At 72.8% G+C, this 24,407-nt stretch carries 16 protein-coding genes; 10 read left to right on the top strand and 6 right to left on the bottom strand.

What is annotated here, in order from left to right; genetic code table 11:
- Positions 1-123: 123 nt before the first annotated feature.
- The 4 genes from EDC50_RS09565 to EDC50_RS09550 form a co-directional block, all read right to left on the bottom strand.
- The gene (locus EDC50_RS09565) at positions 124-3,846 is read right to left on the bottom strand and encodes an indolepyruvate ferredoxin oxidoreductase family protein (RefSeq protein WP_123770235.1); all 3,723 of its coding nucleotides are present in this window, start codon (positions 3,844-3,846) and stop codon (positions 124-126) included.
- A 195-nt stretch (positions 3,847-4,041) separates the two neighbouring features.
- Positions 4,042-5,184: an N-acetylglucosamine-6-phosphate deacetylase gene (gene nagA / locus EDC50_RS09560; protein ID WP_123770234.1), complete on the bottom strand. Its 1,143-nt coding sequence runs from the start codon at positions 5,182-5,184 to the stop codon at positions 4,042-4,044.
- A 232-nt stretch (positions 5,185-5,416) separates the two neighbouring features.
- Positions 5,417-6,451 carry an SIS domain-containing protein gene (locus EDC50_RS09555; RefSeq protein ID WP_242003013.1) on the bottom strand — a complete coding sequence of 345 codons (1,035 nt, stop codon included), beginning with the start codon at positions 6,449-6,451 and terminating at the stop codon, positions 5,417-5,419.
- Positions 6,452-6,579: 128 nt separating this feature from the next.
- Positions 6,580-7,323, bottom strand: coding sequence for a GntR family transcriptional regulator (locus EDC50_RS09550; protein WP_123770233.1), 744 nt, complete (start codon positions 7,321-7,323; stop codon positions 6,580-6,582).
- Positions 7,324-7,791: 468 nt separating this feature from the next.
- Here EDC50_RS09550 and zwf point away from each other — a divergent pair, with 468 nt between their 5' ends.
- The 6 genes from zwf (at position 7,792) to EDC50_RS09520 (ending at position 14,293) form a co-directional block, all read left to right on the top strand.
- Positions 7,792-9,273: a glucose-6-phosphate dehydrogenase gene (gene zwf, locus EDC50_RS09545; RefSeq protein WP_123770232.1), complete on the top strand. Its 1,482-nt coding sequence runs from the start codon at positions 7,792-7,794 to the stop codon at positions 9,271-9,273.
- Positions 9,257-10,021: a 6-phosphogluconolactonase gene (gene pgl, locus EDC50_RS09540; RefSeq protein ID WP_123770231.1), complete on the top strand. Its 765-nt coding sequence runs from the start codon at positions 9,257-9,259 to the stop codon at positions 10,019-10,021. Before zwf ends, pgl begins: the two co-directional genes overlap by 17 nt.
- A 160-nt stretch (positions 10,022-10,181) precedes the next feature.
- Positions 10,182-11,999 (top strand): phosphogluconate dehydratase, encoded by a 1,818-nt coding sequence (gene edd / locus EDC50_RS09535; protein WP_123770230.1) that lies wholly within the window; start codon positions 10,182-10,184, stop codon positions 11,997-11,999.
- Positions 12,000-12,145: 146 nt separating this feature from the next.
- Entirely contained in the window at positions 12,146-12,826 is a 681-nt protein-coding gene (locus tag EDC50_RS09530; protein ID WP_242003012.1) for an HAD family hydrolase, read from the top strand.
- A gap of 185 nt (positions 12,827-13,011) precedes the next feature.
- Positions 13,012-13,638, top strand: a complete 627-nt coding sequence (gene eda / locus EDC50_RS09525; RefSeq protein WP_123770229.1) for a bifunctional 4-hydroxy-2-oxoglutarate aldolase/2-dehydro-3-deoxy-phosphogluconate aldolase — start codon at positions 13,012-13,014, stop codon at positions 13,636-13,638.
- 88 nt (positions 13,639-13,726) lie between these two features.
- Positions 13,727-14,293, top strand: coding sequence for an RHS repeat-associated core domain-containing protein (locus EDC50_RS09520; protein WP_123770228.1), 567 nt, complete (start codon positions 13,727-13,729; stop codon positions 14,291-14,293).
- A gap of 66 nt (positions 14,294-14,359) precedes the next feature.
- On the opposite strand, the gene EDC50_RS09515 is transcribed toward EDC50_RS09520, so the two are convergent.
- Together EDC50_RS09515 and EDC50_RS09510 are read right to left on the bottom strand one after the other, a co-directional pair.
- Entirely contained in the window at positions 14,360-15,391 is a 1,032-nt protein-coding gene (locus EDC50_RS09515) for a LacI family DNA-binding transcriptional regulator (RefSeq protein ID WP_123770227.1), read from the bottom strand.
- 110 nt (positions 15,392-15,501) lie between these two features.
- Positions 15,502-16,821 (bottom strand): sugar MFS transporter, encoded by a 1,320-nt coding sequence (locus EDC50_RS09510; protein ID WP_123770226.1) that lies wholly within the window; start codon positions 16,819-16,821, stop codon positions 15,502-15,504.
- A 348-nt stretch (positions 16,822-17,169) separates the two neighbouring features.
- On the opposite strand from EDC50_RS09510, the gene EDC50_RS09505 reads away from it, so the two are divergent.
- The 4 genes from EDC50_RS09505 (at position 17,170) to EDC50_RS09490 (ending at position 24,269) form a co-directional block, all read left to right on the top strand.
- Complete coding sequence (locus EDC50_RS09505; RefSeq protein WP_123770430.1) at positions 17,170-18,231, top strand: glucokinase; 1,062 nt, start codon at positions 17,170-17,172, stop codon at positions 18,229-18,231.
- A gap of 70 nt (positions 18,232-18,301) precedes the next feature.
- The gene (locus EDC50_RS09500; protein WP_123770225.1) at positions 18,302-21,001 is read left to right on the top strand and encodes a TonB-dependent receptor; all 2,700 of its coding nucleotides are present in this window, start codon (positions 18,302-18,304) and stop codon (positions 20,999-21,001) included.
- 97 nt (positions 21,002-21,098) lie between these two features.
- Positions 21,099-23,468 (top strand): family 20 glycosylhydrolase, encoded by a 2,370-nt coding sequence (locus EDC50_RS09495; RefSeq protein WP_123770224.1) that lies wholly within the window; start codon positions 21,099-21,101, stop codon positions 23,466-23,468.
- 171 nt (positions 23,469-23,639) lie between these two features.
- Positions 23,640-24,269 carry a tetratricopeptide repeat protein gene (locus EDC50_RS09490; RefSeq protein WP_123770223.1) on the top strand — a complete coding sequence of 210 codons (630 nt, stop codon included), beginning with the start codon at positions 23,640-23,642 and terminating at the stop codon, positions 24,267-24,269.
- The last annotated feature ends 138 nt before the right edge of the window (positions 24,270-24,407 follow it).

Here is a 24,407-nt window from a genome sequence, read left to right as displayed (position 1 = left end):
GCGCTGCTGCCAGCCTGGCGTCAGCAGTGGCGCGCCAGGAGCCGCCGCCCGGCCGCCGCGCAGGGCGAGCCCGCGCGCCGAAGACCCGGGCCATGGGTCCGACCGCGGTCGGCGGTCGGGCGGTCAAGCCGCCGCGGCGAGCCGCAGCGGCTCGTCCCAGCGCTTCAGCAATTCGGCCTCGCGCGCCTTGGCCCGGCGCAGGTGCTCCTCCTTGACGTGGCCGTAGCCGCGGATGTGCTCGGGGACCGAGGCGATCTCCGCGGCCAGGGCGACATTGCCGGGGCCGAGCTGCGCCAGCAGGCGTTCGACGGTGCGGAAGTAGTCCTCGATCAGCCGCCGCTCGGTGCGCCGCTCCTCGGTGCGGCCGAACGGGTCGAGCGCGGTGCCGCGCAGGAAACGCAGCTTCGCCAGCCACTTGAACGCGGTGAACACCCACGGGCCGTACTCGCGCTTGACCAGGCGGCCCTGCGCATCGCGCTTGGCCAGCAGCGGCGGGGCGAGATGGAACTTGAGCCGGTAGTCGCCCTCGAACTGCTGCTGCAGGCGGCGCTGGAACTCGCCGCTGGTGTACAGCCGCGCCACCTCGTACTCGTCCTTGTAGGCCATCAGCTTGAACGCGTAGCGCGCCACCGCTTCGGCCAACGCGGTGCTGCCGGGCGCGCGCGCCTGCTCGGCGGCGCGCACCCGCGCGACCAGGTCGGCGTAGCGCTTGGCGTAGCCCGCGTTCTGGTACTCGGTGAGGAAGGCGGCGCGGCGCGCGACCAGCTCGTCCAGCGAACGCGACAGGCGCTCGTCGTCCAGCGGCAGGAAGGCGAGGCCGCCGGCGGCCGCGCCCCGGTCCTCGCCCGCGAGCGGCGGGTGGCGCAACGGGTCTTCGCCGCCGGCGTCGCGCGGCGCCGAGGTCGCGCCCCACTCGGTGCCTTCCCAAGGCCGCGGCGCCAGCATCGGCAGCGCGCCGGGCGCGGCCTCGGCCGCGGGCGGCGGGGTGCGCACCAGGCCGGCGGCGTCGGCGACGGCGCCGGGGTCGATCGCGGCCAGCCGGCCCCAGGCGAACGCGGTCTTGTTCATCTCCACCGCGGCGCCGTTGAGTTCGATCGCGCGCATCAGCGCCTCCAGCGACAGCGGCACCAGGCCCTGCTGCCAGGCGTAGCCGAGGATGAACAGGTTGGTCGCGATCGCGTCGCCCATCAGCGCGGTGGCGAGCTGGGTCGCGTCGACCAGCATCGGCGCCCGCCCGCCGAGCGCGAGCTTCACCGCGGCGACGATGTCGGCGGCCGGGAACTGCATGTCCGGGCGGGTGGTGAAGGTGCCCGGCATCGCCTCGTAGCTGTTCAGCACCACGTGCGAGCGGCCGGCGCGGATCTTCGACAGCGCCCAGTAGTCGTTGACCACCACCATGTCGCAGCCCAGCACCAGGTCCGCCTCGCCCGCGGCGATGCGCACCGCGTGCAGTCGATCCGGCGCGCGGGCGATGCGCACGTGGGTGGTGACCGCGCCGCCCTTCTGCGCCAGGCCGGTCTGGTCGAGCACGGTGGCGCCCTTGCCTTCCAGGTGCCCGGCCATGCCCAGCAGCGCGCCGATGGTGACCACGCCGGTGCCGCCGACGCCGGTGATCAGGATGTTCCAGGGCTGGGCGAGGTCGCTGGCGACCTGCGGCATCGGCAGGTCGGCGAGGCGGTCCTTCGCGCTTGCGCCCTTGCGCTTGCGCAGGCCGCCGCCCTCGACGGTGACGAAGCTCGGGCAGAAGCCGCCCACGCAGGAGAAGTCCTTGTTGCAGTTGGACTGGTCGATCTCGCGCTTGCGGCCGAACTCGGTCTCCTTCGGCAGCACCGACACGCAGAACGACTTCCTGCCGCAGTCGCCGCAGCCTTCGCAGACCAGCGAGTTGATCAGCACGCGCTTGGCGGGGTCGGGCATCTTGCCGCGCTTGCGCCGGCGCCGCTTCTCGGTGGCGCAGGTCTGGTCGTAGATCAGCACGGTCACGCCGGGCGTGTCGCGCAGGCGCTTCTGCACCGCGTCCAGCGCCTTGCGGTCGAAGAACTCCACGCCTTCCGGGAAGATCTCGCGCTTGCTCCACTTGGCGATGTCGTCGGACACCACGACGATGGTCCGCACGCCCTCGGCGCGCACCTGGTGCGCGATCTGCGGCACGCTCAGGCTGCCGTCCACCGGCTGGCCGCCGGTCATCGCCACCGCGTCGTTGTAGAGGATCTTGTAGGTGATGTTGACCCCGGCCGCGATCGACTGGCGGATCGCCAGCGAGCCGCTGTGGAAGTAGGTGCCGTCGCCGAGGTTCTGGAACACGTGCGGGGTCTCGGTGAACGGCGCCTGCCCCGCCCAGGTCACGCCTTCGCCGCCCATGTGGGTGAAGGTGTCGGTGCGGCGGTCCATCCACGTGACCATGTAGTGGCAGCCGATGCCGGCCAGCGCGCGGCTGCCTTCCGGCACCACCGTCGAGGTGTTGTGCGGGCAGCCGGAGCAGTAGTGCGGCACGCGCGGGAACTGCGCGCGCGGCAGGGCCAGTTCGGATTCCTTCTCGGCCATCCAGCGCAGCACGTTCTCGATGCGCTCGGCGGCGGTGCCTTCGATCAGGCCCAGGCGCAGCGCGCGGCGGCCGATCACGCCGGCGATCGTCGCCGGGGTCAGCTCGCCGGTGGACGGCAGGATCCAGGCGCCGGCCTCGTCGTACTTGCCGACGATCGACGGGCGCGGGCCCTCGAAGTTGTAGAACAGCTCCTTCATCTGGCTTTCGATGAAGGCGTGCTTCTCCTCGACCACGACGATGTCGTCCAGGCCCCGGGCGAAGGCGCGAATGCCCAGCGGCTCCAGCGGCCAGGTCATGCCGACCTTGTACACGCGCAGGCCGAGCTCGGCGCAGGCGCGCTCGTCCAGGCCGAGGTATTCCAGCGCCTGCAGCACGTCGAGGTAGCTCTTGCCGGTGGTGACGATGCCCAGCCGCGCGCGCGGCGAGTCGATCACCGTGCGGTCGACGCGGTTGGCGCGGGCGAAGGCCTGCGCCGCCTTCACCGCATAGCGGTGCAGGCGCAGCTCCTGCTCCAGCGGCGGGTCCGGCCAGCGGATGTTGAGCCCGCCCGGCGGCAGCTCGAAGTCCTCGGGCGGCACGATCCGCAGCGCCAGCGGATCGACCTCGACCGAGGCCGAGGACTCCACCGTCTCGGCGATCGTCTTGAAGCCGACCCAGCGTCCGGTGAAGCGGCTCATCGCCCAGCCGACCAGGCCGAGGTCGAGGATGTCCTGCACGCCCGCCGGGTTGAGGATCGGCATCATCGCGCTGACGAATTCGTGCTCGCTGCCGTGCGGCAGGGTCGAGCTGCGGCAGGCGTGGTCGTCGGCGGCCAGGGCGAGCACGCCGCCGTGCTTCGAGGTGCCGGCGGCATTGGCGTGCTTGAACACGTCGCCGCAGCGGTCCACGCCCGGGCCCTTGCCGTACCACATGCCGTACACGCCATCGACCTTGGCGCCGGGGAACAGCCCCACCTGCTGCGTGCCCCAGACCATGGTCGCGCCCAGGTCCTCGTTGAGGCCGGGGGTGAACCTCACGTTCGCGTCCTCCAGCAGCTTGCGCGCGCGCCACAGTTCCAGGTCGAAGCCGCCGAGCGGGCTGCCGCGGTAGCCGGAGACGAAGCCGGCGGTGTTCAGGCCGGCGGCGCGGTCGCGCAGCCGCTGCATCAGCGGCAGCCGCACCAGCGCCTGCACGCCGCTGAGATAGATGCGGCCGCGCTCGCGGGTGTACTTGTGCTCGAGGGTGTAGTCGGCGTCGGGCAGGCTGCGGGTCGGGGCGGTGTCGGCCGGGGACGGCGAGCGGGGTTCGGCGGTGCGGGTCATGGCGTGGCTCGTCGCGACCGGGGGCCGCGGATGGGCTGCGGGCACCCGGCGGCGCCGCGGCGCGGTTGCGGCGCGGGCGTTCGGGCGTGGGGAGACGGCGGAATTGTAGCAGCGGGCCCGCCCGCGCCCGGCGGGCCGGGACGAACGAAGCGGAACGGGAACGACGGAGCGCGCCCGCTCGCTTTTCGTCCCGCCTTACTCGCTCCCGCCGACGCCGCCGATCCAGGTGCCGCGCACCCGCACGTCGTCGTCGAAGGCGACCAGGTCGGCGCGGTAGCCCGGCGCGATGCGCCCGAGTTCGCCGCCCAGGCCGAGGAACTCGGCCGGGTACTGCGCGGCCATCCGGCAGGCCTCGTCCAGCGGCAGGCCGAGCCGGCGCACGGTGTTGCGCACCGCCGAGGCCATGTCCAGCGCCGAACCGGCCAGCGTGCCGTCGGCGGTGCTGCACTTGCCGTCGCGGCAGGTCATGCGCACGCCGTACAGCGCGAAGTCCTCGCGCTCGCCGCCGACCGGCGGCATCGCATCGGTGACCAGGATCATCCTGCCGCGCGGGCGCGCGGCGATCGCCACCCGCAGCGTCGCGTCGTGCACGTGGTGGCCGTCGACGATCAGCCCGCACCAGGCCTCGGCGTCGTCGAGCGCGGCGCCGACCGCGCCCGGCTCGCGGCTCCCCAGCGGGGTCATCGCGTTGAACAGGTGGGTGACGCCGCGGACGCCGGCCGCGAAACCGGCGCGCATCTGCGCGTAGTCCGCGGCGGTGTGGCCGGCGCTGAGGATCACGCCGCGCGCGGCCAGCGCCTGCAGGGTGACGCGGTCGAAGCGCTCCGGCGCCAGGGTCAGCAGGGTCTTGCCGTTGTCGAGCGAGGCGACCAGGTCGAGCTCGGCCGCGTCGGGCACGCGGAACTGCGCCGGGTCGTGCACGCCCTTGCGCGCCTGGTTCAGATACGGCCCTTCCAGGTGGATGCCGAGGATGCCCGGCACGCCCTGCGCGATCGCCTCGCGCACCGCGGCGATCGCCCGGCACATGGTCGCGTTGCCGTCGCTGATCAGCGTCGGCAGCAGCCCGGTGGTGCCGAAGCGGCGGTGCGCGGCGGCGATCCGGCGCAGGCCGTCGACGGTCGGCTCGTCGTTGAACAGCACGTCGCCGCCGCCGTTGACCTGGGTGTCGACGAACCCCGGCGCGAGATGGCGGCCCTGCAGGTCGACCGTGCGCGCGCCGCGCGGCGCCGGCCCCGGCAGCACCGCAACGATGCGGCCGTCCTCGACGATCACGCTGAGGTCGGATTCGAAGCCGCGCTCGGTGAGGACGCGGCCGTTGACGAAGGCGGTGGCGGTCATGGCATCGGCTCCTCTTCTCCCGCGCGCGCGAGCGGGCTGGCATTCATCGGCTCCCCTCTCCCGTGCGGGAGAGGGCTGGAATTCTCCCGGCTCCCGCGTGTGGAGAGAACGGGAGCGCCCGGGGCCGCTGCCCGCGTGCGCGCGAGGGCGGGGGCGGACGCCGCGGCGATCCCCGGCGCACGGCGGGCGCGTCCGCCCCGCGCGCCTTCGCTTGCACGCAGGCGCGTCGGCATCACACCGTCTCGGTCACCTTGTTCAGATGCGGCGGCACGTCCGGGTCGTGCCCGCGCGCGCAGGCCAGCGCGTTGGCGGCCTTGTAGAAGCTCTGCACGGTCAGCAGGGGCGTGCAGGCCGGGTGCGCCGACGCCGGCAGCGGCAGCACGCCGGCGCCCGGCGCGCCCGGCCGCGCCAGCCACACCGGCGCGCCGCGGGCGCGGAACTCCTCGGCCACCGCCGCGGTGCCGGCGCCGGTGTCGTCGTCCTGGGCGAAGGCCAGCACCGGGAAGCCGGGGCCGACGATCGCCATCGGCCCGTGCCTGACCTCGGCGCTGCTGAAGGCCTCCGCATGCAGGCCGCAGGTTTCCTTGAACTTCAGCGCCGCCTCCTGCGCGGCGCCGAGGCCGAGCCCGCGCCCGAGCACGAACAGGTTGCGCGCCGCGCGCAGGCCGCCGACCAGCGCCGACCAGTCCTGCGCCCAGGCGTCGGCGAGCGCGTCCGCCAGGCCGGCCTCGGCCTCGCGCAGCGCGGCGTCGCCGCACCAGCGCGAGGCCAGCTGCAGCAAGGCCGCCAGCGAGCACAGGTAGCTCTTGGTCGCCGCCACGCTGGTTTCCGGGCCCGCGTGCAGCGGCAGCACGGTATCGGCCAGCCGCGCCAGCGGCGAATCCTCGACGTTGACCAGGGCGAGCACGTGCGCGCCGGCCTCCTTGGCGATCTCGGCGTTGCGCAGCAGGTCCGGGCTCTTGCCCGACTGCGAGATCGCGACGAACAGCGCGCCGTCCAGCTTTGGCCGCACCGCGTACACCGAGCCCACCGACGGCGAGGCCGAGGCGGTGACCAGGCCGAGCGTGGTCTCGAACAGGTACTTGCCGTAGGTGGCGGCATGGTCGGAGCTGCCGCGCGCGCAGGTGACGATAAAGCGCGGCGGTTGGGCGCGCAGCCGCGCGGCCAGCGCCTCGACCGCGGCGGCGTTGGCGTCGAACTGGCGCGCGACGGCCGCGGCCGCCTCCTGCGCTTCGGCGTACATGCGGGTCGCGGTCGGCGTCTTCATCGAGGAGTGGGAAACGGGAAGTGAAGTGGGTGAGAAGCGGGGGGCGGAGGAAGGCGAGGGACGGGCGGGGCGAGGCCGAGGAAGCCGCCCCGCCTTTCTGGTCCCTCGCTTCGTCCCCTCATCCCGCGCTATTCGCTTTGCAGTTCGGCGACGAAGTCGTACGCGTCGCCGCGGTAGAACGAGCGGGTGTATTCGACCACGCGGCCGTCGTCGAGGAAGGTGCGGCGCTCGATGAACAAGCCGGGGCTGCCCTCGGCCAGCTGCATCAGCCGCGCCTGTTCGGCGTCGAACGCGATCGCGCGCAGCCGTTGCAGGGCGCGGGTGGGGCGCAGGCCGAGCCTGGCGAAGGCCTCGTACAGCGAGTTCTCGACCAGCGCCGGATCGGACAGCACGCTCTGCGGCACCACGGTGCGCTCCAGCGCCAGCGCCTGGCCGTTGGCCACGCGCAGGCGGTAGTAGCGCACCACCTGCGCGCCCGGCGACAGGTTCAGCGCCATCGCCTCGTCGGGCGTGACCTCGCCGGTGCCGCGCTCGAGGAACACCGACTTCGGATCCAGCCCGCGCGCGCGCAGGTCGTCGGTGAAGCTGGTCAGCTTGGAGAACGACTTGACGATGCGCTCGGCGACGAAGGTGCCGGCGCCCTGGCGCTGCACCAGCAGGCCGTCGGCGACCAGGCCGGCGATCGCCTTGCGCACCGTGACCCGCGACAGCTCGAGCAGCTTGCCGAGCTCGCGCTCGCCCGGCAGCGCCTGGCCCGGCGCGGCCTCGCCGTTCTCGATCGCGTGCTGGAGGGTGCGGCGCAGGTGCTCGTAGGCCGGCGCGCGGCGCGCGGCGCACTGGCGGCGGAACTCGTTGACCAGATAGGCCTGCATCGGCGAGATAATACCAGTTAGATACCAGAGGCGGCAAGCGGCGTGAACGGCGGGGAGGATGAAGAGGAACGGGTGCGGAGGAACGGAGCGGAGGAACCAGGGGGCGAGCAGGGCTTGCGTGGGGCACCGTCGTTCCGCGGCCGCGGGGCGCCGGTGGCTTCGCGACCTGATCGCAGGCAAGCCTATTCCGTGGTCACCGGTGCCCCCCCTCTCCCTGGAAGGCGTTCGCCTGCGGCCGCCCCGTACGCAGCAGGGGCGCCCGGCCTGCGGTCATTCCTGCTAGTGGGCAGCGGGGCGCCCAGAGGCATACGGCCTGGGGTTCCCGCCCTCGCGGGAGACGGCGGAGCGGGCGAAGCAGCCCTTCCTCGTCTCTTTGCCGGGCTCCTCCTGGTTGCGCGATTGCGCCGCTGGTATTGCAGTGGTATCGTCGCTGGTATGCTACTGGTCTCAAGTCCGCTGGAGAGCTCCGTGACCGCTGCCGTCGCGCCGATGGCGCCCTTCGACCTGATCATCTTCGGCGGCACGGGCGACCTGGCCCTGCGCAAGCTGCTGCCGGCGCTGTTCCATCGCTACGTCGACGGCCAGATCGTCGCCGGCACCCGCATCTTCGGCCTGGCCCGCGACGCCCAGAGCGACGAGGCCTACCGCGGCCGGGTGCGCGAGGCGCTGCAGCAGGTGTTGCTGGAGGACCCGCGCGCGCCGGCGGCGCTCGACGCCTTCCTCGGCCTGCTGCATTACCGCCGCCTGGATCTGAGCGCCGAGGCCGGCTGGGCCGAACTGGCCGCCGAACTCGCGGACGAGGCGCGCGCGCGCGTGTTCTACCTGGCCGTGGGCCCGGCGCTGTTCGGCAGCGTCGGCGAGCGCCTGCGCGCGGCCGGGCTGGCCGGCGCCAACACCCGGGTGGTGGTGGAGAAGCCGATCGGCCACGACCTGGCGAGCGCGGTGGCGATCAACGATGCGCTCGGCCAGGTGTTCGACGAGCGGCAGATCTATCGCATCGACCATTACCTCGGCAAGGAGACGGTGCAGAACCTGATCGCGTTGCGCTTCGGCAACGCGCTGTTCGAGCCGCTGTGGAAGGCCGAGCACATCGACCATGTGCAGATCACCGTGGCCGAGACCGTCGGCCTGGAACGCCGCGCCGGCTACTACGACGGCTCCGGCGCGCTGCGCGACATGGTCCAGAACCACCTGCTGCAGCTGCTGTGCCTGGTGGCGATGGAACCGCCGGCCTCGCTCGCGGCCGACGCGATCCGCGACGAGAAGCTCAAGGTGCTGCGCGCGCTGCGCCCGATCGAGAACGGTTCGGCCGCGCAGCTCACGGTGCGCGGCCAGTACCGCGCCGGCGCGGTCGAGGGCCGGCCGGTGCCGGGCTACCTCGAGGAACTCGGCCGCAACGATTCGCGCACCGAGACCTTCGTCGCGCTGAAGGCCGAAGTGCGCAACTGGCGCTGGTCCGGCGTGCCGTTCTACCTGCGCACCGGCAAGCGCCTGGCCGAGCGCATGTCGGAGATCGTGGTCAATTTCCGCCGCGTGCCGCACTCGATCTTCGACGGCCTCGGCGATTCGGCGGCGCTGGCGCCGAACCAGCTGGTGATCCGGCTGCAGCCCGACGAAGGCGTGAAGCTGTGGCTGATGAACAAGGTGCCGGGGCCGGGCGGGCTGCGCCTGCGCCGGGTGCCGATGGACCTGAGCTTCGCCGAGACCTTCGGCGGCCGCCAGCCGGAGGCGTACGAACGCCTGCTGATGGACGTGGTGCGCGGCAACCCGATGCTGTTCATGCGCCGCGACGAGGTCGAGGCGGCCTGGGCCTGGATCGACCCGATCCGCGCCGCCTGGGAGAAGAGCGGCGACGCGCCCAAACCCTACACCGCCGGCAGCTGGGGCCCCAGCGCCGCGGTGGCCCTGATCGAACGCGACGGGAGAACCTGGCATGAAGACGCAGGCTAAGACCGCGGAGCGACTGACCGTGCTGACGCCCGATCCGCTGCCGTTGCGCGAACACCTGTTCGACGACGGCGCCGCCCTGGCCGCGGCGCTGGCGCGCGCGGTCGCCGCCGACCTGCGCGGCGCCATCGCCCGCCGCGGCGAGGCGCGCATCGCCCTGTCCGGCGGCAACACGCCGCGCGCGTTCCTCGCCGAGCTGTCGAGGCAGACGCTGGACTGGACGCGCGTGCGGGTGGTGCCCGCGGACGAGCGCTGGGTGCCGCCGGAGCATCCGCGCGCCAACGCGCGCCTGCTGCGCGAGACCCTGCTGCAGGGCGCCGCCGCCCAGGCCACGCTGCTGCCGTTGTGGCGGCCGGCGCCGGGCCCGGAAGCGGCGCTGCTGCCGGTGCTGACCGAGGTCGCCAACCGCGCGTTGCCGCTGGACGTGGCGGTGCTCGGCATGGGCGAGGACGGCCACACCGCCTCGCTGTTCCCCGACCTCGGCGCGGACCGGCCCGGCCTGCGCGAGATCGGCCTGCAGCCGAGCGGCCGCGCGCCGGTGCTGGCGGTGCGCACCGCGGCCATGCCGGAGCCGCGCATGACCCTGACCCTGAGCGCGCTGTTCACCGCGCCGGCGCTGTACCTGCACATCGAGGGCGCGAAGAAGCGCGAGGTGCTCGACGGCGCCGCCCGCGACCCGCGCTCGCCGTTGCCGATCCGCGCGGTGCTGGCCGGCGCGCCGCAGCCGCCGCTGCTGTACTGGTGCCCGTGACCGCACCGCGCCCCGGGCCCCTGCTCCCGCGCGCGGGCGAAAGCGGGGCCAGGGGCAAGGCGCCCGCAACGTTCCAGTGCGCACGCGGCATCGGCGCTTCGTCCGCGCCCACCCTGGCCCTCCCCCGCAGGCGGGGGAGGGGATAGAGACAGAGCTTCGCATGTCCCCCCTGCATCCCGTCATCGCCGAAGTCACCCAACGCATCCGCGAACGCAGCCGCGAGCGCCGCGCCGCCTACCTGGCGCGCATCGACGCGGCCGCCGGGCGCGGCCCGCACCGCGCGCGGCTGGCCTGCGGCAACCTCGCCCACGGCTTCGCCGCCTGCCCCGCTGCGGACAAGGCCATGCTGCGCGGCGGCGTCGCGCCGAACCTCGGCATCGTCACCGCCTACAACGACATGCTCTCCGCGCACCAGCCGCTGGAGCGTTTCCCGGCGCTGATCAAGGACGCCGCGCGCGAGGCCGGCGCCACCGCGCAGGTCGCCGGCGGCGTGCCGGCGATGTGCGACGGCGTGACCCAGGGCCGCGACGGCATGGAACTGTCGCTGTTCTCGCGCGAGGTGATCGCCCTGTCCACCGCGGTCGCGCTGTCGCACGACATGTTCGACGCCGCGCTGTACCTGGGCGTGTGCGACAAGATCGTGCCGGGCCTGATGATCGGCGCGCTCGGCTTCGGCCACCTGCCGGCGATCTTCGTGCCCGCGGGCCCGATGACCTCGGGCCTGCCCAACGACGAGAAGTCGCGCGTGCGCCAGCGCTACGCCGAGGGCAAGGCCACGCGCGAGGAATTGCTCGAAGCCGAGGCGCGCAGCTACCACGGCCCCGGCACCTGCACCTTCTACGGCACCGCCAATTCCAACCAGATGCTGATGGAGCTGATGGGCCTGCACCTGCCGGGCAGCAGCTTCGTCCATCCGAACACGCCGCTGCGCGACGCGCTGACCCGCGAGGCCGCGCGCCGCGCCGCGGCGATCACCGCGCTCGGCGACGACTACCGCCCGATCGGCCGCATCGTCGACGAGCGCGCCATCGTCAACGGCGTGATCGGCCTGCACGCCACCGGCGGCTCGACCAACCACCTGCTGCACCTGGTGGCGATCGCCGCCGCCGCCGGCATCGAACTGCGCCTGGAGGATTTCGACGCGCTGTCCGCGGTGGTGCCGCTGCTGGCCCGCGTGTACCCGAACGGCAGCGCCGACGTGAACCACTTCCACGCCGCCGGCGGGCTCGGTTTCCTGGTCGGCGAACTGCTCGACGCCGGCCTGCTGCACGCCGACGTCGAGACGATCGCCGGCCCCGGCCTCGCGCGCTACCGCGTCGAGGCGCGGCTCGGCGCCGACGGCCGCGTCGAGTTCGTGCCGGCGGCGAAGCGAAGCGCCGATCCGGACGTGCTGCGCCCTGTCGCCGAGCCGTTCCGCCGCGACGGCGGCCTGCGCGTGCTGCGCGGCAATCTCGGCACCGCCGCGATCAAGGTCTCGGCGGTGCCGGAGGACCGCCTCGCGATCGAGGCGCCGTGCCGGATCTTCTCCGAGCAGCGCGAGGTCAAGCAGGCCTTCGAACGCGGCGAGCTCGACCGCGACGTGGTCGTCGTCGTGCGCTTCCAGGGCCCCAAGGCCAACGGCATGCCCGAGCTGCACCAGCTCACCCCGATCCTGGGCGTGCTGCAGAAGCGCGGCCACCGCGTCGCCCTGGTCACCGACGGGCGCATGTCCGGCGCTTCGGGCCAGGTGCCGGCGGCGATCCACGTCAGCCCCGAGGCGGCCAGCGGCGGCCCGCTCGCGCGCCTGTGCGACGGCGACGTGGTGCGCCTGGACGCGCGCGCGGGCACGCTCGAGGCCCGGGTCGACGCCGCCGAATGGGCCGCGCGCGCGCCGGCCACCGCCGACCTGTCCGCGCACGGCAGCGGCATGGGCCGCGAACTGTTCGCGCTGTTCCGCGAAGCGGTCGGCGCCGCCGACCGCGGCGCCAGCGTGTTCTGAGGCGGGCGGATGCGCGCCGTTCCCGAGCGCTCCCCGCTCCGGCGCCGGCCGCGGTCGGCCGCGCTTTCTCGCCCGTTCGACGCCGCCTGCGGCCCAATGGGCCGCAGCGGTCCGGCGCGCGAGCCGCGACACGAGGAGAACGCACGATGAGCCCCGCGATGCGCAACAGCTTCCTGTTCGATCTCGACGGCACCCTGGTGGACAGCGTCTACCAGCACGTGCTGGCGTGGAAGGAGGCGCTCGACGCCGAAGGCATCGAACTGTCGATCTGGCGCATCCACCGCAAGATCGGCATGAGCGGCGGCCTGTTCGCGCGCATGCTGCTGCGTGAGATCGGCCACGACCTCGACGAGGCGCGCCTGGAACGCATGCGCCGGCGCCACGCCGAGGCCTATGCGCGGCTGTCCGCCTCGGTGCGGCCGCTGCCCGGCGCGCGCGAGCTGCTGCGCCAGCTGACCGAGACCGGCACCGCCTGGGCGATCGCCACCAGCGGCCGCATGGAGACCGCGCGGCACAACCTCGAGGCGCTCGGCGTCGACCCGCAGCGCGTGCCGGTGGTGACCCGCGACCAGGTGCGCCACGCCAAGCCCGACCCGGACCTGTTCCTGGCCGCGGCCGGGCGCCTCGGCGTGCCGATCGAGCACACCGTGGTCGTCGGCGACAGCATCTGGGACCTGCTCGCCGCGCAGCGCGCCCGCGCGCTCGGCGTCGGCCTGCTGTCCGGCGGCTACGGCCGCGACGAACTCGAACGCGCCGGCGCTTACCGGGTGTACGAGGATCCCGGCGATCTGCTGCGCAGCCTGGACGAGGTCGTGTCGCGGCCGTGAGCGAACGCGACCGGAGACATGCCCGCGTCCGCGCGCGGCCTGGCGAAGGCCCGCGCGCCCGCGTGCCCGCCGATCAGGAGGCGCGACCGGGCGCGGCGCATGCCGGGCCGCGAACCGGCGCGGCTACCGCACCGCATTCCCGCGCCCGGCACCCCGCCGCGGCGCCGTCAACCTTGGAGACCAAGATGGGCCTGCTCGAAAACGTGCTGCACGTGTCGCCGGTGATGCCGGTGGTGGTGATCGAAGACGCCAGGCATGCGGTGGCGCTGGCGCGCGCGCTGGTCGCCGGCGGCATCCCGGCGATCGAGATCACCCTGCGCACCCGCGCCGCGCTGGACGCGGTGCGCGCGATCGCCGGCGAAGTCGAAGGCGCGATCGTCGGCGTCGGCACGGTGCGCAAGCCGCAGGACCTGGCCGACGCGGAAAAGGCCGGGGCCAAGTTCGCGGTGTCGCCCGGCGCGACGCCCGCCCTCGTCGCCGCGGCGCAGGCGTCCGCGCTGCCGTGGCTGCCCGGCGCCGGCACCGCCAGCGAAGCGATGACGCTGGCCGAGCAGGGCTTCGTGTTCCAGAAGTTCTTCCCCGCCGAGGCCGCCGGCGGCGCCGCCGCGCTGCGCGCGCTGCACGGCCCGCTGCCGGAGATCCGCTTCTGCGCCACCGGCGGCATCGGCGCGCACAACGCCCGCGACTACCTCGCCACGCCCAACGTCGCCTGCGTCGGCGGCTCCTGGCTGACCCCGTCCAAGCTGCTGGCCGCCGGGGAATGGGGCGCCATCGAGGCCCTCGCCCGCGCGGCGTCGATGCTGCGGGCGTAACCGGCGCAGCGGCTCGCGGCGCAACACGGTCGACTACGCCAGCAACAAGCTGCTGGCGATGACGGGCGCGCGGCCGCGGAATTTCGCCTTGGACGCGAACGGCAACGTCACCGCCAACGGCGATGCGACCTACACCTACGACGGGTTCAATCGCCTGGCGAGTGCGACCAAGGACGGTACGACGACGTACTACTGGGTCAACGCATTGGGCCGGCGCACGTACAGGACCCGCGGCAGCCCGAACGCGACGGGCTTCATCTGCGGCGTGGACGGGCAGCTGCCGGCCGAGTACGACTGGAGCCGCAACGCCTGGAGGAACTACCTGCGGCTGGGCAGCGAGCTGGTCGGCCTGGTGAACAGCGGCGACAATCAGGTCTACGCGGTGCCCACCGATCATCTGGGCCGGCCGGAGCGGGTGTCCCACGCCGCGAAAGCGAACGTGTGCCGTGCGAACAACTACGCGTTCGGCCGGGTCGTCGTCCAGGACGGCATCGGCGGGCTGAACCTGGGCTTTCCTGGGCGGTACTACGATGCGGAGAGCGGGATCTGGCAGAACGGGTTCCGGAACTACGATGCGAGCCAGCTTCAACGGCGACTGACGTGCCTCGTGAGCTGCCCCGGCTTCCCCCGGAGGCACGTCGCAGCGCGGCTTTAGCGCCCCTGTACATTCGGCTCAGATCTCCCAAGCGCATGCGCCTCAGCGGGCGCCTTCATCCGCCCGCTAGCGCGGCCGCGGCGGCGCGGTCGAGCCGCGCACCACCAGTTCGGGGCTGAAGCCTTCGTTGGCCAGGGGCTTGCGCGCGGGCTGCTCGCGGATCTCCTGCAGCAGGCGGCGCGCGGCGTGGCGGGCGATCTCCTCGGTGGCCTGCTTGGCGGTGGTCAGCGCCGGCCAGCTCTGCTTGGAGAACGGGCTGTCCTCGAACCCGGCGATCGACAGGTCGTAGGGCACGTTGAGGCCGCTGGACTTGGCCGCGGCCAGCACGCCGGCGGCGATCTCGTCGTTGCTGCCGAAGATCGCGGTCGGCGGCCGCGGCAGCGCCAGCAGCCGGCGCGCGCCGCGGAAGCCGTCGTCGAACGAGTAGTCGCCCTCGACCACCAGCTCCGGATCCAGGGCGATGCCGTAGTCGCGCAGCGCGTCCTCGTAGCCCTTGTAGCGCTCCCACGAGGAGCCGTGCGACTTGCCGCCCCAGAGGAAGCCGATGCGCGCGTGGCCAAGTTGGATCAGGTGCTCGGTGATGTCGTAGGCGGCGTCGCGGTCGTCGACGAACACGCAGGCGCTGCCGTCCTGCGGGTCGCTGGCCGCGGAGACGATGCGCACCAGGCGCACGCCGTGCGCGACCAGTTCCTCGACCAGGGCGTGGCGCTCGGACATCGGCGGCGCCAGCACCAGCCCGGCCAGGCGCGAGTACCGGACCAGCCCGATCAGCTCCTGCGCCAAATTCGGCGAGGACGAATCGCAGGGATGGATCTGCAGGCCGTAGCCGGTCTCGCGGCACACCGACAGCACGCCGTTCTGCACCGCGATCACGTAGTACGGGTTGGGGTTGTCGTAGACCAGGCCGAGCGCGTACGGCTGCGCGCTGCGCAGGCTGCGCGCGGACGGGTCGGGCTGGTAGCCGAGCTCGGCGATCGCCTGCTGCACCCGGTCGCGGGTGCGCGCCTGCACGCTGGGTTCGTCGTTGATCACGCGCGAGACGGTCTTGAGCGACACCGCGGCGCGCTCGGCGACGTCTTTGATGGTGGGTCTGCGCACGTTGCCTCGCATTGCCGGCGAACGCGCCGCGGGGAACGGCGCGGCGACTCGGCGGTTAGCCTACCAGCCGCGGGCGCGCCGCGAGCGACCTACGGCGGCGTGTGGAACGCTCATCCGTGCGGCGCGGCCGCGGCCGCCGCCGCAGGCGTGCGCGCCAGGCCGGCGCGGTGGCCGCGCACCGCGAAATACAGGATGTACAGGTAGCACGGGATCATCAGCAGGGCGAACACCGCCTGGAAATGGTGGTGCTGCTTGAGCCAGACGAACAGCTGCGGGATCACCGCGCCGCCGGCGATGCCCATGATCAGCAGCGCCGAGCCGTACTCGGTGAAGCGGCCGAGCCCGGCGATCGCCAGCGGGAAGATCGCCGGCCACATCATCGCGTTGGCGAAGCCCAGCGCGGCGACGAAGCCGACCGAGACGTAGCCGTCCGTCGCCGATGCGCCCAGCACCAGCAGCACGCCCAGGATCGCCGACCAGCGCAGGTAGGCCTGCTGCGAGACGAAGCGCGGGATCGCCACCAGGCCGACCAGGTAGCCCAGCAGCATCGCCGCGAGGGTGAACGAGGTGAAGAACTTGGTTTCGTCCAGCGGCAGGCCGAGCGCCTGGCCGTACACGCCGATCGCGTCGCCGGCGATCACCTCCACGCCGACGTAGACGAAGATGCACAGCGCGCCCAGCCACACGTGCGGGAACTGGAACAGGCTCGCCTTGGCGCCGGACGCCCCCATGCTCCCGTCGTCCGCCGGCGCCGCATTGGCCTCCTCGGCGCGGATTTCCGGCAGCGGCGAGAACAGCATCGCCACCCCCAGCAGCGCCAGCAGCCCGGCCATCAGCAGGTACGGGTCGTGGATGCGCGCGGCGAACTCGTCCAGCAGCGCCTGCTTGGTCGCCGGGTCGGCGCCGGCGACCTGGCTGGACAGGTCGCCCATGCCGTGCAGCACCAGTTTGCCGATCACGAACGGCGCCAGCACGCCGGCGACCTTGTTGCAGATGCCCATCACCGCGATGCGCTGCGCCGCGCCTTCGATCGGGCCGAGGATGCTGATGTAGGGATTGACCGCGGTCTGCAGGATCGCCAGGCCGGCGCCGATCACGAAGACGCCGCCGACCGCGCCCGGATACCAGCGCTGCGTCGTGTACTGGCCGAACACCGCCGCGCCGGCGGCCATCAGCAGCAGGCCCAGGGCCATGCCCTTTTTCATGCCGGTGCGCTTGAGGATCAGCGACGAGGGCAGGGCCAGGCAGAAGTAGGAGATGTAGAACGCGGACGGGATCAGGAACGCGGCGCTTTCGCTCACGTCGAAGGCGAGCTGGGCGAAGGCGATCAGCGGGCCGTTGAGCCAGGTGACGAAGCCGAAGATGAAGAACAGCAGGCCGACGATCGCGATCGACCCGTAGCGCGGCGCGGCGGCCGGTGCGGTGCTCATGTGCTCCCTCCCGAGATGTGCGGCGCCGATGACCCGTGCGGCGCTCCGGGGCCAACGTTGTCACATGTCGCCGCGGTGCGCCAGCGCCAGCCCTGGGCCGCGGCCGTGGCGGCCTCGAAGCCACGCAGGGGCGTGTTGCGCCGCAGCAGGATTCGACCGTTCGTCGCCTTGTACGCGGAATTCGCCGCGTCGATTCTGGGCCTCTGTTGACAACGTTGTCATCGGCGCCGCACTCTCGGCCGCGCCGGCGGGGAGCCGGTGCGACGGAGGAAGCATGCGGTGGCAGTCCAGGGCGGCGCGGTACCGGTGGAGCCGATGCGCACCACGCGCAGGCAGCGGCGCGCGCCGATGAACGCCCGCACCCAGGCGCGCCACGGCGACGCCCGCTTCCTCGCCGCCGACGTCGGCGGCACCCATACCCGGGTCGGCCTGGTGCGGCCGGGCGCGGGCGGCCGCATCGAGGTGCTCGCCCACCGCAAGTACGCCTGCGCCGACCATCCGGGGCTGGCCGCGATCCTCGCCGACTTCATCGACTCCGAACCGGGCAGCGCCGGCGTCGACCGGGTCGCGGTCGCCTGCGCCGGCGTGGCGCTCGACGACGAGGTGGTCAACGCCAACCTGCTCTGGCCGATCCGCCTGTCCGAACTGCGGCGCGGGCTCGGCCTGCGCGAGCTGCGCTTCGTCAACGACTTCCAGGCCGCCGCCCACGCGGCCCAGTGCATGAACGCCGACGAGGCGACGCTGCTGACGCCCGGCATCGACACGGCGGCGCCGGGGCCGGTGCTGGTGGTCGGCCCCGGCACCGGCCTGGGCGCGGCGGTGCGCATCCCGCACCGCGGCGAGGTCGTGGTGCTGCCGACCGAGGCCGGGCACACCGCGTTCGCGCCGGGCACCGCGCGCGAGATCGCGATCCTGCACTGGCTGCAGCGGCGCGGCGGCGGCACGCACGTGGCCACCGAGCAGGCGGTGTCCGGCCCGGGCCTGGTCAACCTGTACCAGGCGATCTGCGCGCTCGACGGCGCCGTGGCCACGCTGCGCGCGCCGGCCGCGATCAGCGCCGCCGCGCGCGCCGGCGACCCGGCCGCGGCCGAAGCGGTGCAGACCTTCTGCGCCCTGCTCGGCAGCGTGATCGGCGACCTGGCGGTGCTCAGCAGCGCGCGCGCGGTGTTCATCGCCGGCGGCATCGTGCCGCAGCTGAAGGATTTCCTGCCGCACAGCGCGTTCCACGCGCGCCTGCTCGACAAGGGCGTGATGCGCGCCGCGCTGGAGCGCGTGCCGGTGCGGCTGATCGAGAACGACCGGCTGGGGGTGATCGGCGCCGCCAGCTGGTACCTGGAGCACGCGCACGAGCGCCCAAGCGCGCCGGTCGGCGACGACCGGCCGGCGCCCGCGCGGGAAGACACGGATTGAAACCGGACCCGCCACGCCGGCGCCAAGACCGGGACCGCGGGATCGCACACAGCCAGTGGGAGAGAGCGCAATGAACGTCCGCAAGACCTTGCTATCGGCCAGTATCCTCGCGGCCCTCGCCGGCGTCGCCGGCACCGCGACCGCGCAGCAGGCCGCTGCGCCCCAGGCCACCGCGGCGCAGCCCGCCGCGGCCGACCAGGACCCGACCGACCTGGACACCATCGTCGTCACCGGCATCCGCGCCAGCCTGATGAAGTCGCTGGAGACCAAGCGCAACGCCGACGCCGTCGTCGAGGCCTTGACCGCCGAGGACATCGGCGACTTCCCGAACACGAACGTCGCCGAGGCGATGGCGCAAATCCCGGGCGTCACGCTCGACCGCCGCTTCGGCCAAGGCGAGCGCGTCAGCATCGACGGCACGGACCCGAGCCTCAACCTGACCTTCCTCGACGGCCATCCGGTCGCGCAGACGATCTGGCTGTACGGCGAGAATCCGAGCCGCGGCTTCGACCATACCTTGATCGCGTCCGAGATCATCGGGCGCCTGGAGGTGTACAAGTCCCCCGAGGCGCGTTTGCCGGAAGGCAGCCTCGGCGGCACGGTGCTGATGCACAGCCGCCAGCCGCTGGACCTGGAGGCCAACACGATCAACGGTTCCGTCGGCTACAACTACAACGACCAGGCCAGCGAAGGGCAACCGAACGCCTCGTTGCTCTACAGCTGGAAGAATGCGGACGAAACCTTCGGCCTCACGATCGCCGCCCAGCACCACGAGGAGCAGGTGGACCGGCAAGGCATCGAGGTATTCGGCTACGTGAAGGCCAGCGACCTGCCGAACCAGGTCGGCGCGCCCGCGGACGCCGACGTGCCCAACTTCATCAATGCCGCCTGGTTCCAGCAGGAGCGCAAGCGCGACAGCGTGATGCTGAACCTGCAGAGCAAGCCGACCGACGAGTTGGAGTTCCAGCTGAGCGGCCTGTACATCAAGGAAAGCTTCGACAACTACAACCAGTCGATGTACAACTTCCTGACCAACACGCCGGGCACGACGGACCGCCTCGACGTCGGCGCCGGCGGCGTGGTCACCAGCGGCCATGCCGGCGCGGGCAGCAACACGTTCTACGACAACAACGTGCGGTCGTCCGAAGTGACCACCAAGGGTCTGGACGCACGCGCCAGCTTCGATGCGGGCGACTGGGAACTGAGCGGCCAAATCGGCGCCAGCAAGTCCAAGAACCCGCGGATGCAGCAGTGGTTCATCGAGCCGGTTTACCAGGGCGGCTACAGCTGGGACATCGACCGGGGCATCACCTTCGACGATCCGGCCGCCGCGCGCGACCCGGCCAACTGGCGCGGCACCGATTGGATGGGCAACACCGGCGTCTTCCAGGTCGAGGCCAAGGACACCTACGGCCAACTCGACTGGACCAGGAATCTCGGCGGCGGGTTCTTCAACCAGTTGCTGGTCGGCGTGCGCTACAACGAGCACGAGGAGAATTTCCAGCTGAACGTATACGGCGGCGTGCGCGCGGGCGCCAGCCTGGCGGACGTGGGCACCATCGGATATGTCGACATCCTCGACGGCTTCGGCGGTTTCTCGCCGGACCACGGGCGGCACATCTACGTGGGCCGCGGCAACGTCAGGAACTGGGTCGAAGGCAGCCCGATCGACTTCGCCAGCGGCGGCGATCCTGGCAGCCATCTGAACAACACCTGGGCGCTGCGGCAGGACAACACCGCCGGCTACGTCCAACTGAATTTCGCCAACGACCTGGTGCGCGGCAACTTCGGCCTGCGCTACGTGACCACGGACATCGACGCCACCGGCTACAACTACGGCGGCGCGCCGGTGCTGCCGCCGCCCGCCGGCTCGTGGCAGACCAGGAGCAGCGACCACGATTTCCTGCTGCCGTCGTTCAACGTCGTGTTCGACACCGGAGCGGACGTGCTGTTCCGCCTGTCCGGCGCGAAGGTCATCGCGTGGGCGCCGTACAACCAGATGGTGAACAACACCTTCCTCAACGACAGCACGCTCACCGGCGCAGGCGGCAACGCCGAGCTCGAGCCGTACGAGTCGTACAACTACAACGCTTCGGTGGAATGGTACTTCGCCGATGAGGCGGTGCTCGCGGCGACGCTGTTCTACAAGGACGTCAGCAACTATATCGACCAGGAAGCCACCACCGAACGCTGGTACAACTCGATCCGCGACAACGATCCGGCCAACTGGCAGGCCAATTACGCCAACAACCCGACCACCGGCTGCACCGCGGATGGCTTCTGCGACTACAGCATCCAGCGGCCGTTCAACGCCGGCGGCGCCGAGGTCAAGGGCATCACGCTCAGCTACCAGCAGCCCTTCGCCGACACCGGCTTCGGCCTGAGCGCCAACTACACCTACGCGGACGGCGAAACCGACGCCGGCACCGGGATGCCGTACCTGTCGGAGAACACCGTCAACATCAGCCCGTACTACGAGAAGGGGCCGTTCACGGCGCGCGTGACCTACAACTGGCGCGACGAGTACCTCGCCGGCGGCTATGTCGCCGGCGCGCCGCCGGCGGCGGTGGACGACTACACCGACGTGGGCCTCAGCCTGGGCTGGAGGTTCAACGACCACTACTCGATCTCGTTCGACGCGATGAACCTGACCGACGAGGAATACGGCCAGTACCAGGTCGACGCGTCGGGCAAGCTGGACAAGACCCATCCGTTGAACCGCTATACGACGGGCCGCCGCTACATGGCGTCGTTCCAGTTCAAGTTCTGACCGTGGGGCGGTCGCTCGCGGCGACACGACGGGCCCGGACCACCGGGCCCGTCGTTTGACGAAGGTCGGCCGGCCTAGGCCTGAGGAAGAGGTGGCGATGAATCCAAGAACCGCGTTGCGCAACTGGGCGTGGGTGGCGTTGGTTGCGGTACTGGGCGCGTGCCGGAGCGGCGCCGGCTCGGAGGACGCCGGCCCGGCAAGGCAGGCCGTATCCCCGGCCGAAGCCGTTGCCGCGCCGGTGATCCCGCGCCCGGCGCAGGTCGAAGTACGCGAGGGCCGCTTCGTGCTCGGCCCGCAGGCGCGCATCGCGGTGGCGGGCGGGAACGCCGAGGCGCTGCGCATCGCCCGCGACCTGGCCTCGCGGCTGCAGCAGGCGCGCGGTTTCGCGCCGCAAGTCGGCGGGCCGCCCGCCGGCGCCGCCGTGGTGCTGGCGCTCGACCCGGGCATCGCGCCCGCCGGCGACGAGGCCTACGTGCTGGAGATCGCGCCGCAGGGCGCGCGGATCGCGGCCCGCGCCCCGGCCGGCCTGTTCTACGGCGCGGTGACGCTGTGGCAGCTGGCCACCGCCGAGGGCGGCAGCGGCCCCGCGACGATCGCCGCACAGCGCATCGAGGACGCGCCGCGCTTCGCCTGGCGCGGGCTGATGCTGGACGTGGCGCGCCACTTCCGCACGGTGGACGAGGTCAAGGCGCTGCTCGACCAGATGGCGCTGCACAAGCTCAACACCTTCCATTGGCACCTGACCGACGACCAGGGCTGGCGCATCGAGATCGAACGCTATCCCCGGCTCACCGAAGTCGGGGCCTGCCGCATCCCCGCCGGCGCGGCGGGGCGCGACGAAAACGGCAAGCCCAGGCCGTACTGCGGCTTCTACACCCAGGACGAGATCCGCGAGGTGGTGCGCTACGCCGCCGAGCGCTACATCGCGGTGGTGCCGGAGATCGACCTGCCGGGCCACGCGCAGGCGGCGATCGCGGCCTACCCGGAACTCGGCGTCACCGGGCGGCGGCCGCCGGTGTCGCCGGACTGGGGCGTGCACACCTGGCTGTTCAACGTCGACGAAAGCACGTTCGCGTTCCTGCAGCACGTCCTCGACGAAGTGGTGCCGCTGTTTCCGGGCCGCTACTTCCATCTCGGCGGCGACGAAGCGGCGAAGGACCAGTGGCAGCGCTCGCCGAAGGTGCAGGCGCGGATGCGCGAGCTCGGCCTGAAGGACGAGATGCAGCTGCAGAGCTGGTTCATGGGCCGGCTCGGCCGCTACCTGGAAGGCAAGGGCAAGCGCCTGGTCGGCTGGGACGAGATCCTGGAAGGCGGCCCGCCGGCGGACGCGACGGTGATGTCCTGGCGCGGCGTCGACGGCGCGATCGAAGCCGCGCGCGCCGGCCACGACGTGGTGCTGTCGCCGGCGCCGGACCTGTACCTCGACCACCTGCAGAGCGACGCCGGCGACGAGACCCCGGGCCGGCTGGGCGTGATCGCGCTGAAGGACGTGTACGCGTTCCGGCCGGTGCCGCCGCAGCTGAACCCGGACCAGGCCCGGCGCGTGCTCGGCGCACAGGTCAACCTCTGGACCGAACACCAGCGCACCAACGAGCGCGTGCAGCGTTCGCTGTTCCCGCGCGCGGCGGCGCTGGCCGAGGCGGTGTGGACGCCGGAGCCGCGCCGCGACTGGGACGATTTCCTGCGCCGCCTGGCGCCGCAGATGGCGCGCTACCGCGCCGCCGGCTTCGCCGCCTCCGACAGCGCCTTCGCGGTGCGCTTCGAGGCCCGGCCCGTCGGCGGCGGCCGCGCCGAAGTGCGCCTGCGCAACCAGACCGGCTTCGGCACGATCCGCTACACCCTCGACGGCCGCGCGCCGGACGCGGCCTCGCCGGAATACGCGCGCCCGCTGGCGTTGCCGCTGCCGGCCACGGTGACCGCCGCGGCCTTCGCCGGCGGGCGGCCGCTGGGCGCGCCGCGCCGCTTCGTGCTCGACGCGCGCAGCCTGCGCGCGCGCGGCGGCCACGCGTTGCGCTCCTGCCGCGGCGACCTGGTGCTGCGGATGGAGGACGACGCGCCGGCCGGGGTGGCCGGCGCCGAGCGCGGCGCCGACGAGCGCGCGTTGCTGGTGGCGGACGTGTTCGACCCGTGCTGGATCTACCCCGACGCCGACCTGGGTGCGGCGCGCACGCTGGAAGTGCGCGTCGGCCAGCTGCCGCACAATTTCCAGCTGTGGAAGGACGCCTCACGGGTGGTGGCGCGGCCGGCGTCGCTGCCCGGCGGCGCGCTGGAGGTGCGGCTGGACGGTTGCGACGGCGCGGCCGCGCTGCGCCTGCCGCTGGCGCCGGCCCAGGGCCGCGACGGCCTGACCGTGCTGCGCGCGCCGCTGCCGCCGGGCGGCGGCCGCCACGACCTGTGCTTCGTCTTCGCCAGCGGCGGTCACGACCCGCTGTGGGCGATCGACGAGGTGGCGCTGCTGCCGCGGTAGCGCCGGCTTTCCGCCCGGATGGGGCGATTCGGCGGCCGGATCCAGCATGGTCCGGCCGTGCGCCGGCGTCCGCGGTCTGCGACCCTGTGCGTCCGTCCCGCCGCCACACGCGCGTCACGCGGCGGTGGCAAAGGGGGTAGCATGAGGGAGTTGTACAGGGGGATCCGCAGCATGCCGTACCGTCGTTCGCTTCTGTCCGCGCTGCTCGCCGTGGCCGGCGCCGCGTCCGCGCAGTCCTTGCCCAAGCCGGCCGAGTTCTACTTCGACCAGGACGCCAACACCGCGCGCGCCATCGTCGCGGTCAAGGAGAGCGGCGACGCCGCCACGGACAAGCTGGTCCGCCTGGTCGAGCGCGACCCGCGCGCGCACGAGGCCACCGCGCAACTGGCCCACATCGCGATGGCGGCCGGGCGCGTCGACCTCGGCCGCCAGCTGTATGCGCGGGTGCTGGGCAACATCGACCGCAGCCATGGCCTGTGGCGCTCGCTCGCCTGGAACTACGGCTGGGACCTGTTCCGCGCCGGCGACGCCGAGGGCGCGCTGGCGCAATGGCGCGCGCTGGTCGAGTCGCGCAACATCACCGCGTCGTGGATGCCGCCGACCTTGGCCTTGGCGCTGTGGACGCTCGGGCGCAAGGACGAGGCGGTGCAGTGGTACGCCGCCGCGGTGCGCAGCGAGCCGCAGCTGTGGCGCACGCCGGACCGCTACGCGCAGCTGTTGCCGGACTGGCGCGACTCCGAGCGCGCGGCCCTGGCCGAGGTGCAGGCCGCCTGGGCGCAGGATCCGCCGGCCTGGCCGTAAGCCGCGCCGCGGGCGCCGCCCGTCGTCCGCAAAGCGGCCGTCGCCGCGACCGGCCCGGGTGAAATGCGGATGGAAATCGAGGTGCGGCGCCGGCGGCCCAGGCGCTAGGATGCGGGCCTCGCTCCCGGGGATTCTCGC

The organism is Vulcaniibacterium tengchongense, from assembly GCF_003814555.1.
GTDB lineage: Bacteria > Pseudomonadota > Gammaproteobacteria > Xanthomonadales > Xanthomonadaceae > Vulcaniibacterium > Vulcaniibacterium tengchongense.
The sequence above is the reverse complement of the archived record's forward strand: the minus strand, read 5'-3'. Positions and strand labels throughout refer to the sequence as shown.